Origin of the sequence: Mesorhizobium sp. SP-1A (genome assembly GCF_032460275.1) — a bacterium.
In the GTDB taxonomy this organism is placed as follows: Bacteria; Pseudomonadota; Alphaproteobacteria; order Rhizobiales; family Rhizobiaceae; genus Mesorhizobium.
This window is the reverse complement of the sequence record NZ_JAVXZD010000001.1, coordinates 1,524,587-1,541,672: the sequence shown is the minus strand read 5'-3', so window position 1 is coordinate 1,541,672 and position 17,086 is coordinate 1,524,587. Positions and strand designations below refer to the sequence as shown.

Below are 17,086 nucleotides of genomic sequence, written 5' to 3'. Positions count from 1 at the left end.
CGTTGCCAGACAAGGAGCCAGATCGAGCCGGTTGTGCCTGTGTTGCCGGATATATATTGTCCGGCGACTTGAACTCGCTTGAACGCAATCGGGAAGAACCTGCCTGAATGAAGATCGTTGAACGCTATATCATGCGTCGCGCTCTCCTGCTCTTCCTGGGAGCCCTCGCATGGACGCTGACGATCGTCTGGACGACGCAGGTGCTCGCCCGGATCGATCTGGTTACCGACAGCGGTCAGTCGGCGCTGACCTTCTTCGAGGTCGCCTCGCTCATCATTCCCTCGATCATCCCCATCGTCGTGCCTTTCGCGCTGGTGGTCGGGATCGCCCAGACGCTGAGCGTGATGAACACCGATTCCGAACTGGTGGTCGTGGCCGCTTCCGGCGCCTCCCGCATGACCGTGATCCGGCCGATCCTGATCCTGGCCCTGTGCGCCGGCCTGTTCTCGCTGATCGTCGACAATGGCGTCGACCCTTACGCACGCCAGCGGAACCGGGATCTGGTGGCGACCGCCCGGGCCGACTTCCTCTCGCTGATCATCCAGGAAGGCACGTTCCGCAAGGTCGAGAACGGTTTGTTCGTGCAGATCGGCGAGCGGTCTCCGGACAACCGGCTCGGCCAGATCTTCGTCGTGGATTCACGCCAGGAGGGTCTCGACCTCGTCTACTACGCAAAGACCGGCGCAGTCATCGACAAGGGGCCCGTGAAGGTTCTGCTGATGAACGACGGCGTGGTGAACCGCAAGACGCCGGACGGCGAGGTTTCCATCATCCATTTCGCCTCCTATGCCTTCGACCTTTCCGCTTTCGCCTCGGCCAACAATCAGGTCACCCTTCTGCCGAAGGACCAGACCACGCCCTATCTTATGCATCCCGATCCCAACGACCGGATCTACCAGCAATCGCCGAATTCATACCGGGCCGAACTGGCGCAGCGGTTCTCCGACTGGTTCTATTCCATAACCTTCGCCCTCATCGCCTTGGCGGTGGCCGGGGACGCGCGCTCCCACCGCGAGGCCCGCGTGCATCCGCTCATCACCGCGATCTCCATCTCGCTGTTCGTGCGCTGGCTTGGTTTCTTCGCGGCCGGCAAGGCCGACAGCAGCGCGGCCTTCAGCTACATGATCTATTGCGTGCCCGTGCTGGGCGCGGCCGTCGCTGGCTGGTTCATCTACACGAATCGCCGCATGGAACTGCCGCTGAGCTGGACCGACCGGCTCGCCAACATGGTCTCCAGGCTCATGGAGAGACTGACCTATCTGCGGCTGCGCCTTTCCGGTGCGGCGTGGCGCGAGGGAGGCTCCTGATGGGCTGGACGCTGCGCCGTTATTTTTTCCTGCGCTATATCGGGATCACGATCTGGATTTTCCTCGGCCTGTTCGCCCTGGTGTTCCTGATCGACTTCACCGAACTGACCGGGCGCGTGGCCGGCCTTCCGGGCTTCACCTACCAGATCGGCCTCGCCATTTCCGCGCTGCGCGTGCCGATGATCATGCTGCAGACGATACCCTTCGTCGGCCTGTTTTCCGCCATGGCGACGCTGATCTCGCTCAACCGCCGCTACGAACTGGTCATCGCGCGTTCCGCCGGCATCTCGGCCTGGCAGTTCCTGCTGCCCCTGTGCGTCGGCGCGCTGCTGTTCGGCGTCGTTGCGGTCGGTGTCCTCAATCCGCTGGCCGCACATGGCTTTTCCCGCTCCGAGCAGATCGAGAGCGAGTTGCGATCAGGAAAATCGAACAAGGTCGCGGACGACATCGTGCCCTGGATACGGCAGAAGACGGCGTCGGGAGACACGATCATCGGCGCCCGCGCGATCCTGAACCAGGGCCTGGAAATGGCCGATGCTTCCTTCTTCGTGCTGGACGCGCAAGGGGACATCAAGGAGCGCAAGGACGCCCGGCACGCCTATCTGCGTGACGGCTATTGGGAGTTGAGCGACGTCAAGGTCATCGATGCAAGCGGTGCGTCGACCACCCGGCCCAGCGACCGCGTGCCGACCGATCTGAAGCCGGAATTCGTGCAGGAACGGCTGGCCCGGCCGGAAACGATTCCCTTCTACGAGCTGCCGCAGAAGATCGATGTTGCCCGTTCCTTCGGGCTCAGGGCAAATGCCTTTGCCATGCAGTTCGATTCGCTTGTGGCGATGCCGTTCCTGCTGGTCGCCATGACGCTGATCGCAGCTACGGTGTCGATGCGATTTGCGCGAATGGGGCAGTCGGCTACAATGATTCTGGGTGGCGTCGTGGCCGGCTTTCTGCTTTATGTCGTTTCGGTTTTGGTCAAGGCGTTCGGAGTTGCAGGATTCGTGCCGACGGCCGTGGCAGCGTGGTTCCCTGTCGTTGTAGCCACGTTCTTTGGAGTCACGTTCCTGCTGTACAAGGAAGACGGTTAGTGAGGGGGACGGTTTTGCAACGCCGTAGGCCGATGCGGGCGGCGCTCCTGTGCGGGGTGAGCGCCTTGGCGTGCCTGCTCGCCGGCAGCCTGGCCGCGCCCGCGCTCGCGCAGGACGTGCAAGGCCTTTCGGCCGGCAGCGTGCCGAAGGGCACGCAGATGCTGGTGGAGGCGGACACCCTCGTCTATGACAACGACAAGCAGACCGTAACGGCGGTCGGCGGCGTGCAGATCGATTACGGCGGCAACAAGCTGGTCGCCCAGCGGGTGGAGTACGACCGCAAGACCAAACGCCTGGTCGCCAGCGGCAACGCGCAGCTGGTGCAGAGCGACGGCACCAAGATCAATTCCGAACATATCGACATCACCGACGACTTCGCCGACGGCTTCGTCAATGCGCTGCGCGTCGAGACGGTCGACAAGACCTATTTCGGCGCCGAGAGCGCCGAGCGCATGGGCGGCGTGCTGACCACGTTCCACAACGGCGTGTACACGGCGTGCGAGCCTTGCGAGGACAAGCCGAACAAGGCGCCGATCTGGCGCCTCAAGGCGCGCAAGATCATCTGGAACGGCGAGAAGAAGACCGTGCGTTTCCAGGACTCGAACTTCGAGTTCTTCGGTTTCCCGATCGCCTATCTGCCGGCCTTCGAGATCGCCGACCCGACGGTGAAGCGCAAGAGCGGCTTCCTGATGCCGGGGATCACCTACAAGTCCCATCTCGGCGCCGGCTTCAGCGTACCGTACTTCCTCGTCGTCTCGCCGACCTCCGACCTGACGGCGCGGGGTACCTACTACACCAAGCAGGGCTTTTTGGGCGAAGCCGAATGGCGCCAGCGCTTCGACAATGGCGAATACAGCCTGAAGATCGCCGGCATCAGCCAGAGAGATCCGAACGCGTTTCCTTTCAACACCATAGACCGCGGCCCTGTGGGCGATCCCACGAAGCTGCGCGGCATGATGGGAACGAAGGGTCAGTTCGCAATCAACGAGCGCTGGAATTTCGGCTGGGACGTCCTGGCTCAGACAGACAAGAACTTTTCCTATACTTACGCCATCAACGACTACGATTCCTATTATCGTCGTTCCGAGGTCTATTTGAGGGGCCTCAATGACAGGAACTATTTCGACCTGCGCGCGATGAAGTTCCAGGTGCAGGACAACACGGCGGCGGGAAGCAGCGGGGCCAGGAACGAAACCCAGCCCTGGGTCCTGCCTTCGCTCGACTATGCCTATATTCCGGACACGCCCCTGGCCGGCGGCCAATTGTCCATAAACGTGAATACCCGCGTCATCAGCCGAGACACGATGGACCAACTGCTCGGCGTCAACAGGCGCATTCCAGGCATTGCCGGCCAGTCCGGCCGCCTGACCGCCGAGGCCGAGTGGAAGAGGAACTTCATCACCGACAGCGGTCTGGTGATTACTCCGCTTCTGGCCTTCCAGGCTGACGGCGACTACCTCAACGCGTCTTCCGAATCCCTGCAGGCCATTAATGCGATGGCAGCCAATCGGGGCATTCAGGATGACATGCGCTCGTCCTTCGCGCGCTTCATGGCGACGGCCGGTCTGGAACTGCGCTGGCCGGTCCTGTTCACGAGCGTCGGCTCATCGCATATCGTCGAACCGATGGCGCAGCTCTTCGCGCGCCCCAACGAGCCTTTCGTCGGCGGCCTCGCCGTACCGAACGAGGACGCGCAAAGCCTGGTGTTCGATGCGACGACTCTGTTCGAGCGGGACAAGTTCTCCGGCTACGACCGGATCGAGGGCGGAACGCGCGCCAATGTCGGCCTGCGCTACACCGGCAGCTACGACAATGGCTGGACCACGAATGCGCTGTTCGGCCAATCGTATCAGGTGGCAGGACAGAACTCCTTCGCCGAGCCAGATCTGGTCAATGCCGGCGCCTATTCCGGCCTGGAGTCGGCCCGGTCGGATTATGTGGGTCTCGCCGGCTTCACCGCGCCGTTCGGATTGTCGGCTTCGGTCAGCGGACGTTTCGACGAGCAGACTCTCGAGGCAAGGCGGACCGAAGTCCGTGCCGCCTATAGCGGCGCGTCTCCGATTTCGCTCTTCGCTCGATATGCCTTCATCCAGGGCCAGCCTCTTTATGGCCTCGATGAGGATCGGCGGGAATTCACGGTCGGCAGTTCGGCCAAGCTGAACCAGAACTGGCGCGTATTCGGCTCCGGCACTTACGACATGGAAAAGAGCCTGTTCACCAATGACGGTCTCGGCTTCGCCTATAACGACGAATGCTTCAGCTACACGATGACGCTTTCGCAAAGCCGCAACCGCAACACCAGGGAATTGACCCAGAGCGTCGGGTTCAACATTTCCTTCCGCACGTTGGGCGATTTCGGCTCGACCACCAGCAACTTCGTGCAGTGAGTGATGCGTTTTTTGAGACATGCTTTCGCCGCATAGGCCAGGCATGGACGTTCCTTATTCTTTCAAAACCTCGCGCCTGGAATCTGGTTGGACTGTCTGCGATGAAAAAATACCTGCTTTCGGCAAGCTTGGCGTTGCTGGTCGCCACGACATCCGTCTCGCTGACCTTGACGACCCCGCCGGCGATCGCCGCGACGATAAAGTACATCGTCAACGACGTGCCGATCACCACGGTCGACATCCAGCATCGCGCGGCATTCCTCAGGCTGCAGCACCGCAAGGGCGACGCGTCCCAGGAGATGATCGACCAGACCCTGAAACTTGCCGAAGCGCAACGGCTCGGCATCCGCATCTCGGATACCCAGGTGAACGACGCCTATGCGCGCTTTGCGTCGTCGAACAAGATGCCGCTCCAGAAACTGGACGCCATCATGGCGCAATCCGGCGTCACCAAGGAACACTTCAAGGAGTTCATCCGCGGACAGATGGCCTGGAACCAAGCCGTCGGCGCCCGATACCGTTCCGAGCAGGGCGGCGGCGGCCGCATGAGCGAGCAGGATGCGGTGCGGCGCATGCTGGACAATGGCGGCAACAAGCCCACCGCCATGGAGTACATGCTCCAGCAGATCATTTTCGTCGTGCCTGCCTCCGAGCGCGGCTCCATCGGCAAGCGCAAGCGTGAAGCGGAGGCCCTGCGGACGCGTTTCAACGGGTGCAACACCACCCGTGATTTCGCCAAGGGCCTGCTCGACGTGACCGTGAAGGATCTCGGCCGCTATCTCGCGCCGCAGCTTCCTTCCGACTGGGCCGACCAGATCAAGAAGACCAAGGTGGGTTCCGCAACCGCGGTCCGCGAAACCGAACGCGGCGTGGAATTCATCGGCGTCTGCTCCGCCCGCGAGGTTTCCGACGACAAGGTCGCGCAACTGGTTTTCCAGAATCAGGAAGCCGGCGGTGGCGGGCAGGACGCCCAGGCCGAGGCACTCGCCAAGAAATATCTTGAAGAGCTCAGGAAAAGAGCCCGTATCGTAAAGCGCTGACCTTGCAACGCGCCGATACGGTCCTGGCACTGAGCGTGGGCGATCCTTCGGGCATCGGCCCCGAAATCGCCATCGCCGCCTGGCGGCTGCGGAAACGGGCACAGGTTCCGCCTTTCTACCTGCTTGCCGATCCTGCCCTGATCGCCGCGCGTGCGGATGCGCTCGGCGTACAAGTGGCGCTCGCCGACGCAACCCCGGAAGATGCCGCGGCCCGTTTTGCAGACGCCTTGCCCGTCGTCGGGCTGGATGCCCGCTTTGTCGATACGCCCGGCACGCCCGCCACAGCCAATGCGGCAGGCGTCATCGAGGCAATCGACCGCGCGGTCGCCGATTGCTTTGACGGGCGGGCGGCGGCCGTGGTCACATGCCCCATCGCGAAGAAACCGCTCTACGAGGCCGGCTTCGGCTTTCCGGGCCACACCGAATATCTGGCGCATCTGGCATCGCGGCGTACGGGTAGCGAAATCATGCCGGTGATGATGCTGGCGGGCCCCGAACTGCGTACGGTTCCAGTCACCATCCACATAGCCCTGACGGCTGTGCCGGCGACATTGACCACCGAACTGATTGTCGAAACTGCGCGGATAACCGCCCACGACCTGAAGACACGGTTCGGCATTGAAAAGCCCCGCCTCGCCATCGCCGGCCTCAATCCCCATGCGGGCGAAGGCGGCTCCATGGGGCTGGAGGACCGGGACATCGTGCTTCCGGCCGTCGAAGCCCTGAAGGCACAGGGCATTGACGCTTTTGGGCCGCTGCCTGCCGACACAATGTTTCATCCGCGCGCCCGTGCCGGATATGACGCTGCACTGTGCATGTACCACGACCAGGCGTTGATCCCGGCCAAGGCGCTGGCTTTCGACGAAGCGGTCAATGTGACGCTCGGCCTGCCCTTCATCCGCACCTCGCCCGACCATGGCACTGCTTTCGATATCGCCGGCAAGGGCATCGCGCGGCCCGACAGTCTCATCGCTGCCTTGAAGCTCGCCCGGAAACTCGCGGATACCGACAGCAGGAATGCCCAGGCATGAGCGCAGACGGCCTGCCGCCGCTCAGACAGGTGATCGAGCATCATGGCCTCCAGGCCAAAAAGGCTCTCGGCCAGAATTTCCTGCTCGACCTCAATCTGACCGGCAAGGTCGCCCGCACCGCAGGCGATCTCTCGCAGGCGACCGTGATCGAAGTCGGCCCCGGCCCGGGCGGATTGACCCGCGCGCTGCTCATGCACGACGCCCATCGCGTGGTTGCGATCGAGCGAGACGAACGCTGCCTCCCGGCACTGGCCGAGATCGCGGATCGCTATCCCGGACGGCTGGAGGTTGTTTCCGGCGATGCGCTGAAAACCGATTTCGCGGCCCTGGCAGCCGGCGGTCCGGTCAAGATCGTCGCCAACCTGCCCTACAATATCGGCACGGAACTGCTGGTACGCTGGCTGACGGCCGAAGCGTGGCCGCCCTTCTATGCGTCGATGACCCTGATGTTCCAGCGCGAGGTGGCCGAACGCATCGTCGCCCGCCCCGGCGAGGATGCCTACGGGCGCCTCGGCGTGCTGGCCGGGTGGCGGACCGATGCACGGATCGCCTTCGACATTCCGCGCCAGGCCTTCACGCCGCCGCCAAAGATCACTTCATCCGTGGTGCATCTGGTGCCGAGGGAAAAGCCGCTGCCTGCCGACGTCAGGAAGCTCGGGCGAGTCACCGAGGCGGCGTTCGGGCAACGGCGCAAGATGCTCCGGCAGAGCCTGAAGGCCCTCGGCGGCGAGGAGCTGCTGCTCAAGGTCGATATCGACCCGACGCGGCGCGCGGAGACGCTGAGCGTCGAGGAATTCGTGCGGCTGGCGAACGCGATCTGACCCCGACCCTGCCGGCTAGCTCAAATCCTCGTTGAGCAGGCCGGAAACGAAGTCGAACAGGCCCGGCCGCCGGTCGCGCCGCAAGCGCTCGGCGGCGACCACCGCACGGACTTCCGAGAACGCCCGATCCAGATCGTCGTTGACGATGACGAAGTCGTACTCGGTCCAGTGTTCGATCTCGTCGCGCGCGTTCTTCAGACGCGTCTCGATCACCGCTTCCTGGTCCTCGGCACGCCGCTTCAGCCGCGCCTTTAATTCCTTCATGGACGGCGGCAGGATGAAGATCGAGACGATGTCGCCCCGCATCTTCTCCTTGAGCTGCTTGGCGCCCTGCCAGTCGATGTCGAACAGCATGTCGCGGCCCTCGGCCATCGCCCGCTCGGCCGGCTCGCGCGGGGTCGCATAGAAATTTCCGTGCACCTCCGCCCATTCCAGCAGTTCGTCGTTGTCGCGGAGCATCTCGAACTCGCGCCGCGTACGAAAATGATAGTGGATGCCGTCGATCTCGCTGCCCCGGCGCGGACGCGTGGTCACGCTCACGGACAGTTCGAAGCCCTGGTCGCTTTCGATCAGATTGCGGGCGATCGTCGACTTGCCGGCGCCCGACGGCGACGACAGAACAAGCATCAGGCCCCGGCGGCGGATGCGGGAACCGGTGTCCTTCGGCACCATGGGCTACTCCAGATTCTGGACCTGTTCGCGGAACTGGTCGACCACTGCCTTCAATTCCAGCCCAATGGCGGTGACGGAGGCCGCGTTCGACTTCGAACACAGAGTATTCGATTCGCGATTAAATTCCTGCGCCAGAAAATCGAGCTTGCGGCCTATCGATCCGCCGGCCGCCAACAGCGACCGGCCGGAAGCCACATGCGTCTTGAGCCGGTCGATCTCCTCGCGGATATCGGCCTTGGTGGCAAGGAAGGCTGCTTCCTGATGAAGGCGAGCCTCGTCGAGACCGGCCGAGGCGTCCAGCAGCAGGCGAACCTGCTCGGCCAGCCGTTCGCGGATCGCCGCCGGCTCGCGGGAAGGATCGGCCTCGGCGCGCAAGGTCAGCGCTTCGATGGCATCGAGATGTCCCGAAAGCAGCGCACGCAGCGCCTCGCCTTCCGTCCGCCGCGCCTGCTCCAGCCCGGCAAGGGCCTTGCCGAGCGTCACCTCGATGGCGCTGTCGAGCGCGGCGCGCTCCTCGTCGGTCTCAATGAGTTCGGGTATCTCCAGCACGCCGCGCAATGCCAGCAGGCCATCGGCCGTGGCGGGCGTGGTGGCGAACTGCTCCTGCAGCCGCTGCGCCAAGCCAGCGAGGTCCTTCAGAAACGCCTCGTTCACGACCGGCTGCGGCTGGGTGCTGGTCATGCGGCTGATAGTCAGTGCCGCCTGGAAATTGCCTCGTGAGAAGCGCTTCTGTATCGCCTGCCGTACCGATGGTTCCAGCCGGTCAAAGCCGGGCGGCAGGCGCAGCCGGACCTCGGCGCTCTTGCCATTGACCGACTTAACCTCCCAGGCGATGGCCGTGCCGTCGTGGTCGGTCGCCGCGCGGGCAAAGCCGGTCATGCTTTGAAGGTTCATCGATTTGCCCCCTGCCCAAAGGCTGCCTTATTGCGATGTGCCCGGCTGGGAGTCGGACGGTTGTGCATCGCCGTCGTCCGCCGGTTGCTGCTCGGCGTTTCTGGCAGCTTCTTCCGCCTGCTTCTTCTGGACCGTGCGATAGCGGGCGACATTGGCGTTGTGCTCTTCCAGCGTCGCGGCGAACACATGGCCGCCGTTGCCGTCGGCGACGAAATAGAGATCCTTGGTCTTGGACGGATTGGCCACCGCCTCCAGTGCCGCGCGGCCGGGATTGGCGATCGGCGTCGGCGGCAGGCCATTGATCAGATAGGTATTATAGGGCGTCTGCTTGTCGATGTCGGACTGGTAGATGGGCCGATCCGCCGGTTTGCCCTTGCCGCCGAACAGGCCATAGATGATGGTCGGGTCGGATTGCAGCCGCATGCCCTTGGCCAGCCGGTTGAGGAAGACGGCAGCTACCCGCGAACGCTCGTCGCCGCGGCCGGTTTCCTTCTCTACGATGGACGCCAGGATCACGAAATCGTTGACATTGGCGATGGGCAGGTCGGGCGCACGCCTTGCCCAGACCTCGTTGACCAGCTTCTGCTGGTCTGCCAGCAGCTTGTCGATCATCTGCTGGCGCGTGGCGCCGCGGGTGAAGCGAAGCGTGTCCGTGGCGATGCTGCCCTCCGGCGGCAGGGCGGCCGGCATGTCGCCCGCCAGTTCCTGCTGCGAGGCTATGCGGTCGAATGCCTGCGCGACCGTCAAGCCCTCGGGAATGGTCAGCGAATACATCACCGACTTGCCGCTCTTCATCAGATCCATGATGTCGCGCATGGAAGCATGCGGCTTGATCGCATATTCGCCCGCCTTCAGCGCGGAATCGTTGCCATAGGCGCGCACGCCGAGGCGGAATATGCGCGAATCACTTATGAGGCCGCGCCGCTCCAGCTGGTCCGCAATCTCGGCGACGCGCATGCTGGGCTTGACCAGGATGGTATCGCCGCTAGCGGACGGACCCGGCTCGTTGAACGCCTGGCGACCGAAATAGAGGCCAGCGCCCACCGCCAGCACCACCAGCATGACGCAGGACAGAAAGAAGTTCAGGAACACGACCACCTGGCTGCGCGAGGCGCGGGACCGCTTGGGCGGCGGCGGCGTTCCGGCTTCCGGACGCAATGCCTCGCTGGCGGTCTTGGGCACGAATGGCGTGTTGCGCTGTCCGGATTCCTCGTTGTTCGCAGGACTGGAAGTCATGGCGCCTACCGTCTGATCTTTGGTCGATTCCCTCCGGCGGCAGCCTAGAAGGGAATATGGCAAAATTTTCGGCAGGAATCCCGATGTGCGGATCAGCCGTTGTAGCGCTGGAAGATCAGCGACGCGTTGGTGCCGCCGAAGCCGAACGAGTTCGACAGTGCGACATCGATCTGCCGTTTACGCGGTGTGTTCGGCACAAGATCGATGGCCGTCTCACGCTCGGGATTGTCGAGGTTGATCGTGGCCGGCGCGATATTGTCGCGGATCGCCAGGATCGAGAAGATCGCCTCGGCCGCGCCGGCTGCGCCCAGCAGATGCCCGATGGAGGACTTGGTGGACGACATCGAGATCTTCGACGCAGCGTCACCGACCAGACGCTCGACGGCGCCGAGCTCGATCGTGTCGGCCATGGTCGAGGTGCCGTGCGCGTTGATGTAGTCGATGTCGGCAGGCTTGAGGTTCGCGCGTTTCAGGGCCGCGGTCATGCAGCGGAAGGCGCCGTCGCCATCCTCCGCCGGAGCGGTGATGTGATAGGCGTCGCCGGTCAGGCCGTAGCCCGTGATCTCGGCATAGATCTTCGCGCCGCGCGCCTTGGCGTGTTCCAGTTCCTCGAGGACAACGACGCCGGCGCCCTCGCCCATGACGAAACCGTCGCGGTCGCGGTCATAAGGCCGGGAGGCCTTCTCGGGCGTGTGGTTGCGCTCCGTGGAAAGTGCCCGACAGGCGGCGAAGCCCGCCAGAGAAAGACGTGTCACCGGGGCCTCGGCACCGCCGGCCACCATCACGTCGGCATCGCCGAACTGGATCAGCCGGGCCGCATCGCCGATGGCGTGCGCGCCCGTGGAACAGGCGGTGACGACCGCGTGGTTCGGACCCTTGAGCCCGTGCCGGATCGACACCTGGCCGGACACCAGGTTGATGATGTTGCCTGGAATGAAGAACGGGCTGATGCGGCGCGGGCCGCGCTCCTTGAGGATCAGCGCGTTTTCGGCGATGCCCTCGATGCCGCCGATGCCGGAGCCGATCATGACGCCGGTGGCGCATTGCTCCTCGTGCGTCTTCGGCTGCCAGCCGGAATCCTTCATCGCTTCGTCGGCGGCCGCGATCCCGTAAAGGATGAAGTCGCCGATCTTGCGAAGCTCCTTGGCCTCCAGCACCGATTCAGGGTTGAAGGTGGCGTTGGAGCCGTCGCCGCGCGGAATGACATGCGCGATCCTGCAGGCAAGATCGTCAACCTCGAATCCCGTGACGCGGCTCGCAGCGCTGCGGCCGGTCAGGAGTTCCCGCCACCCGTGCTCGACCCCTACGCCAAATGGCGAGAGCAGGCCGAGACCCGTAATGACAACGCGTCTCATCGCATGCATTCTTCGACGACGATGGAAATCAGGCCGAAGCCTTGTCGATATACTTCACGGCGTCGCCGACCGTGAGAATGGTCTCGGCCGCGTCGTCCGGAATCTCGACGCCGAATTCTTCTTCGAAGGCCATGACAAGTTCGACCGTGTCGAGGCTGTCCGCGCCCAGATCATCGATGAAGCTGGCCTGCTCCGTCACCTTATCGGCGTCAACGCCAAGATGTTCGATGACAATCTTTTTGACGCGTTCTGCGGTGTCACTCATATGGGCATCCTCGTGTCTTCAAGTTTGTTTGTCTTCGTTAGCGGGCACGATGCCGCTAATCAAGCTGAAAAGATGTGCCTGACGGAAACGCACAGGCGGGCCGATTTGGGCCCGAAACCGCCAGGTTGCGGGCCGCATTACACGAAAACGCCGCTGCGTCCAAGGCTGGGCCGGGCTTTTTCCCGTGTCGCGCGCCGGTCGGCTCAGATCATCGCCATGCCGCCGTTCACATGAAGGGTCTGGCCGGTCATGTAGGCGGCCTCGTCCGACGCCAGATAGGCGACGGCGGAAGCGACTTCGCCGCCCGTTCCCATCCGCTTCGCCGGAATGGCGGCCATGATGGCTTCCTTCTGCTTGTCGTTCAGCTTGTCGGTCATGGCCGATTCGATGAAGCCCGGCGCCACGCAGTTCACCGTCACGCCGCGGGTGGCGATCTCCTGCGCCAGCGACTTGGAAAAGCCGATCATGCCGGCCTTGGAAGCGCAATAATTGGCCTGCCCCGGGTTGCCGGTGACCGCCACCACAGAGGTGATGTTGATGATGCGGCCATGCCGGCGGCGCATCATCGGATGGGTGAGTTCCCGTGTCAGGCGGAACGTCGCCGTCAGATTGACCTCGAGCACGGAATCCCAATCGGCGTCGGACATGCGCACCAAAAGCCCGTCCTTGGTGATGCCCGCATTGTTGACCAGAATGTCGACGCCTTCCAACTCGGCCTCCGCCTTCTGGCCGAGCGCCTTCACCTCGTCCCGATCGGAGAGATTGGCGGGAAACAGCTTCACCCGCTCGCCCAGTTCGGACGCCAGCGCCTCCAGCTTTTCCACGCGCGTGCCATGAAGGCCGACGGTAGCGCCCTGCCCATGCAGGGTGCGGGCAATGGCCTCGCCGATGCCACCCGTCGCACCGGTGACGAGCGCCTTGCGGCCAGTCAGATCGAACATGTTCGCCTCCTTGCGGGCACGCCCTTCACACGGGCGGGGTCGAATTCAAATGGTCAGCCAAGCGCCGCCAGAGCGGCTTCCACGTCGCCGGGCGCGCCTATGGAAGCGACGGCAATGTCGCGGTCGATGCGCCGCGCCAGCCCCGAGAGCACCTTTCCGGCCCCGACTTCATAAAGAGTGGTCACGCCCTTGGCGCCGAACCATTCCACCGTCTCGCGCCAGCGCACACGTCCGGTCACCTGTTCGACCAGCCGGGCGGCGATGGCTTCGGGATCGCTCGTCGGCGTGACGGAAACATTCGACACCACGGGCATGACGGGCGCACTTTTCTTCACTCCGGCCAGCGCTTCCCGCATGGCGTCGGCCGCCGGCGCCATCAGCGCCGAATGGAAAGGTGCCGACACCTGAAGCATCAGCGCACGCTTCGCGCCCTTTTCAGTGCACAGCTTTGCGGCAAGCTCGACGGCAGCCTTGGCCCCCGAAATGACGAGTTGGCCGCCGCCATTGTCGTTCGCGACCTGGCAGACCGAGCCTTTCGCCGCCTCCGCGCAGGCGGCTTCAACGTCGGCCTGGTCGAGCCCGATTATGGCGGCCATGGCGCCCTCGCCCACCGGCACGGCCGACTGCATGGCGTTGCCGCGGATGCGCAGCAGCCGCGCGGCATCCGCCACAGACGCGAAACCAGCAGCGGCCAGCGCCGAATATTCGCCGAGCGAATGGCCGGCGACGTAAGCCACCTTATCCTTCAAGGAGAAGCCGCGCGCTTCCAGCGCTCGCACCGCCGCCAGCGACACGGCCATCAGCGCCGGCTGCGCGTTCGCGGTCAGGGTTAGGGTCTCTTCGGGCCCTTCCCAGATCAGCCTCGAGAGATTTTCGCCCAGCGCCTCGTCGACTTCCTCGAAAACGCGGCGCGCGTCGGGAAAGGCATCAGCAAGATCCTTGCCCATGCCGACGGCCTGGCTGCCCTGCCCCGGAAAGGTGAATGCGATAGCCATTTGCTGAACCCGTTTTCCTTATCTCGGTTGCGTGTGGCGCAAGGCGGGGCGCCAAGTCAAGCCCGGCCTGCATGCACGCCGGCGGTCAAGCTGCCGTGGAAACAGGGTTTTTCGGATCACGCATGATTAAAATGGAAAACGATAATTTTGCCGGCTTTTCCCACTTTCGCCGCAACCACCCTGTTTGCGTGACGGTTTCATGACGGTTAAATGACGGACTTTGTGCGTCTTGGGGGCTGCGTGCAGGCAATGGTTGGTTCAGGCGTGGATATGACCGCATTGGAACGGAAACACGGAACGGGCGAAACGCCGCGAAGCATCGGACCGAAATGGCCCGCGATGCGCTACGGCCTGCTTTCGCTTGCGACCGCCACGGCGCTGGTGTTTTCGATCGAGCTGATATTCCGCGGTGATTTTTCCGCCACGCTCGGCTTCTTCCTGCAACCGTTCAAGCCCGGCTGGACGACGATCATCCTGTTCACGCTGATCATGATCACTCTGGATGCGCTGCTCGGGCGCATTTACCAGAGCCTCGTCATCGTGGCGCCGCTGACATTGGCGCTGGCCTTCATCGGCCACCAGAAGTCGCTCTATCTCGGCGATCCGCTCTATCCGACCGATATCCTGTTCGCCCGCCAGATCGTCGATCTGATGCCGCTGCTGGTACGCGAGCGCCCGTTGACCGGGCTGGCCATGCTGATCGGCATAGTGGGGGCGCTGGCCTTGTTCGTGTTCGCCTGGCGCCAGTGGCGGCGGCGCATCCGGGTCATGACCTACAAGGGCCGCTTCGCGCGGCTGGCGATCTGCCTGCCGCTGCTGGCGTTTTTCGTCTCGATCATGGACTATGCGAGCTTCTCCTGGACGCGCGATCGTCTGCAGATCATCCCGATGATGTGGGACCAGAAGGAAAACTACAATTCCAACGGTTTCGCCCTCGCCTTCGCGCTCAACGTGCCCATGGCGCATGTCTCGGCGCCCGCGGGCTATTCGGACAAGGCCATCTCCACCATCGCCAAGCCGCAGGTGGCGGCCTCGGTGCCGGCCGAGAAGCCCGACATCATCCTGGTCATGAGCGAATCCTTCTGGGATCCGACGCAATTGCCGGGCGTGACGATCAAGCCCGACCCGATCCCCACAGTGCGGTCGTTGCGGGCCGGTTCTGTGTTCTCGCCGGAATTCGGCGGCATGACCGCCAATGTGGAGTTCGAGGCGCTGACCGGCTTTTCGAACGCCTTCCTGCCGGCGGGCAGCATCCCCTACCAGCAATATGTGCGGGCGCCGATCCCGTCCCTCGCCACCTTCCTCAAGAGCGAAGGCTACGAGGCCCGCGCCATACATCCCGGCACGAACTGGTTCTGGAACCGCACCAACGTCTACAAGGATTTCGGCTTCGACGACTTCAAGTCGGAGGAAAACCTGCCGCCGATGCAGAAGCGCGGACCGCTGGCCTCGGATGCGTCGATGACCGACGAGATCATCCGCGAGGGCGAGGAAACCGATCAGCCGTTCTTCTTCTTCGCCGTCAGCCTGCAGAACCATGGACCCTATGAGCCGAACCGCTATCCGGACCCCACCCATGCCGTTCAGGCATCGACCAGCCAATGGTCGCGCGATTCGCTCCGCAGCTATACGGAAGGCGCGGCGGACGCCGATCGCAGCCTGCAGCGCCTGATCGACTGGGCCAAGAACAGGGACCGGCCGACCGTCATCGCATTCTTCGGCGATCACCTGCCTCCGCTCGGCCCGGTCTATGTCGAAACGGGCTTCCTGAAGGACAACGTCGCCCCCCGCAAGGAGCCGGCCGACAAGATGCTGCTGCATCACGACACGCCGCTGGTGGTGTGGTCGAACAAGTCGGGACCCGTGCAGGACCTGGGCTCGATCAGCCCCGCCTTCCTGCCCTATTACCTGATGAAGACGGCTGGCATCACCCACCCCTACTACACGGGCTTCCTCGGCGACCTGAAAGAGCGCTACCGCATCGTCGACCGCAACGTGCTGTTCGACGCGAACGGCAACGCCACGCCCGACTGGGCGCGCCAGAAGGAGATTGATCCGGCCATCCGCGATTTCCGCTACATCCAGTACGACATGATGTTCGGCAAGCGGCGCGCAGGGCCCGACTTCTTCCCGGAGACCCTCAACAAGCTCGTCGCGCATACAAGCTGAGCCGGCGGGACACACGACGGCGGACGCGGACTTGACTTTCCGGGCACATTCTTTATGTGTCGCGCCAAGTTTCCCGCGCCCGGGCGCCTCGCCTGTGCTCCTGCGGCTCGAACTCCAGACATCAACGGATTGACATCATGGCCAAAGCCGCGAACATCAAGATCAAGCTTCTTTCGACCGCCGACACCGGCTTCTTCTACGTGACGAGCAAGAACAGCCGCACCAAGACCGAGAAGCTGTCGTTCCGCAAGTACGACCCGGTCGCCAAGAAGCACGTCGAGTTCAAGGAAACCAAGATCAAGTAATTTTCGGTTTCCGGACCTTTGCAGAACGCCGCCCATCGGGCGGCGTTTTTGTTTGCAGAAAAGAAATCTCCGTCGCCCTACCAGGCAGGGAAAGACGAATCAAAGCAGTCCGAGCTCGGCGAGTTCCTGCCTGAGCTTCGGCGGCATTTGCGCGAGCCCGGCCCTGCCCTTGCCGAGATCGGCCGGAGCGTCGGCCGGCTTCAGATAGCGCCAGCCCTGGAACGCGCGCCGGGGCTGCCATTCGGTGCGGACGACCTTCGGATCGAGCACCAGATGGCAGCGTCCGATGCCCTCGGAATCGGTGAAGGGGCGGATTTCGGTGATCAACTGGCGACATTGCACCGATCCCTTGACGACCCAGTAGAGCGAACCGCCATCCACGATCTCGGCGGCGCGGGTCGGGACCATGCGCGTGGTGTGATACTGCTCGACCGGCTGGCCGGCACGCCGGCGCTCATCGAGCTTGAGGGCGATCCATTCCTCAAGGTCCTCGACGCTTTCGCAGCCGACGCACAATTTTATCAGGTTGAGAGCCATGGGATCACGTTAGTCCGTCGCCGACATTCGTCAACGGCCTGAACCT

The 17,086-nt window shown here is 63.5% G+C and carries 16 protein-coding genes; 8 read left to right on the top strand and 8 right to left on the bottom strand.

Going from position 1 to position 17,086, the window contains the following annotated elements:
* The first annotated feature begins 107 nt into the window (after positions 1-107).
* From lptF to rsmA, 6 genes are all read left to right on the top strand, one after another.
* Entirely contained in the window at positions 108-1,307 is a 1,200-nt protein-coding gene (lptF, locus tag QU595_RS07515) for an LPS export ABC transporter permease LptF (protein WP_315920307.1), read from the top strand.
* Entirely contained in the window at positions 1,304-2,392 is a 1,089-nt protein-coding gene (lptG, locus tag QU595_RS07510; protein ID WP_315920763.1) for an LPS export ABC transporter permease LptG, read from the top strand. The genes lptF and lptG overlap by 4 nt, the downstream gene beginning before the upstream one ends.
* A 32-nt stretch (positions 2,393-2,424) precedes the next feature.
* Positions 2,425-4,779: an LPS-assembly protein LptD gene (locus tag QU595_RS07505; protein WP_315920760.1), complete on the top strand. Its 2,355-nt coding sequence runs from the start codon at positions 2,425-2,427 to the stop codon at positions 4,777-4,779.
* A gap of 101 nt (positions 4,780-4,880) precedes the next feature.
* A complete protein-coding gene (locus QU595_RS07500; protein ID WP_315920305.1) occupies positions 4,881-5,819 on the top strand; it encodes a peptidylprolyl isomerase in 939 nt (312 codons plus the stop codon).
* A gap of 2 nt (positions 5,820-5,821) precedes the next feature.
* On the top strand, positions 5,822-6,850 hold the full coding sequence (pdxA, locus tag QU595_RS07495; protein WP_315920303.1) for a 4-hydroxythreonine-4-phosphate dehydrogenase PdxA: 1,029 nt from the start codon (positions 5,822-5,824) through the stop codon (positions 6,848-6,850).
* Positions 6,847-7,671, top strand: coding sequence for a 16S rRNA (adenine(1518)-N(6)/adenine(1519)-N(6))-dimethyltransferase RsmA (gene rsmA, locus QU595_RS07490; RefSeq protein ID WP_315920301.1), 825 nt, complete (start codon positions 6,847-6,849; stop codon positions 7,669-7,671). Before pdxA ends, rsmA begins: the two co-directional genes overlap by 4 nt.
* Before the next feature lie 15 nt (positions 7,672-7,686).
* Here rsmA and gmk read toward each other — a convergent pair whose 3' ends face one another.
* From gmk to fabD, 7 genes are all read right to left on the bottom strand, one after another.
* Positions 7,687-8,343, bottom strand: coding sequence for a guanylate kinase (gene gmk / locus QU595_RS07485; protein ID WP_315920299.1), 657 nt, complete (start codon positions 8,341-8,343; stop codon positions 7,687-7,689).
* 3 nt (positions 8,344-8,346) lie between these two features.
* On the bottom strand, positions 8,347-9,237 hold the full coding sequence (locus QU595_RS07480; RefSeq protein ID WP_315920297.1) for a YicC/YloC family endoribonuclease: 891 nt from the start codon (positions 9,235-9,237) through the stop codon (positions 8,347-8,349).
* 27 nt (positions 9,238-9,264) lie between these two features.
* The gene (gene mltG, locus QU595_RS07475) at positions 9,265-10,473 is read right to left on the bottom strand and encodes an endolytic transglycosylase MltG (protein ID WP_315920295.1); all 1,209 of its coding nucleotides are present in this window, start codon (positions 10,471-10,473) and stop codon (positions 9,265-9,267) included.
* Between the two features lie 92 nt (positions 10,474-10,565).
* Positions 10,566-11,828 carry a beta-ketoacyl-ACP synthase II gene (gene fabF, locus QU595_RS07470; protein ID WP_315920293.1) on the bottom strand — a complete coding sequence of 421 codons (1,263 nt, stop codon included), beginning with the start codon at positions 11,826-11,828 and terminating at the stop codon, positions 10,566-10,568.
* Between the two features lie 28 nt (positions 11,829-11,856).
* Positions 11,857-12,093, bottom strand: a complete 237-nt coding sequence (locus QU595_RS07465; RefSeq protein ID WP_006203723.1) for an acyl carrier protein — start codon at positions 12,091-12,093, stop codon at positions 11,857-11,859.
* A gap of 203 nt (positions 12,094-12,296) precedes the next feature.
* Positions 12,297-13,034 (bottom strand): 3-oxoacyl-[acyl-carrier-protein] reductase, encoded by a 738-nt coding sequence (gene fabG, locus QU595_RS07460; protein WP_315920231.1) that lies wholly within the window; start codon positions 13,032-13,034, stop codon positions 12,297-12,299.
* Positions 13,035-13,087: 53 nt separating this feature from the next.
* Positions 13,088-14,029 carry an ACP S-malonyltransferase gene (fabD, locus tag QU595_RS07455; protein WP_315920230.1) on the bottom strand — a complete coding sequence of 314 codons (942 nt, stop codon included), beginning with the start codon at positions 14,027-14,029 and terminating at the stop codon, positions 13,088-13,090.
* A 270-nt stretch (positions 14,030-14,299) separates the two neighbouring features.
* Between fabD and QU595_RS07450 the strand changes: the two genes are divergently transcribed.
* The gene (locus QU595_RS07450) at positions 14,300-16,198 is read left to right on the top strand and encodes an LTA synthase family protein (RefSeq protein WP_410000481.1); all 1,899 of its coding nucleotides are present in this window, start codon (positions 14,300-14,302) and stop codon (positions 16,196-16,198) included.
* 137 nt (positions 16,199-16,335) lie between these two features.
* Positions 16,336-16,503, top strand: a complete 168-nt coding sequence (gene rpmG, locus QU595_RS07445; RefSeq protein ID WP_019173400.1) for a 50S ribosomal protein L33 — start codon at positions 16,336-16,338, stop codon at positions 16,501-16,503.
* Between the two features lie 99 nt (positions 16,504-16,602).
* Here rpmG and QU595_RS07440 read toward each other — a convergent pair whose 3' ends face one another.
* Positions 16,603-17,040 carry a DUF1489 family protein gene (locus tag QU595_RS07440; protein ID WP_315920222.1) on the bottom strand — a complete coding sequence of 146 codons (438 nt, stop codon included), beginning with the start codon at positions 17,038-17,040 and terminating at the stop codon, positions 16,603-16,605.
* Positions 17,041-17,086 lie beyond the last annotated feature (46 nt).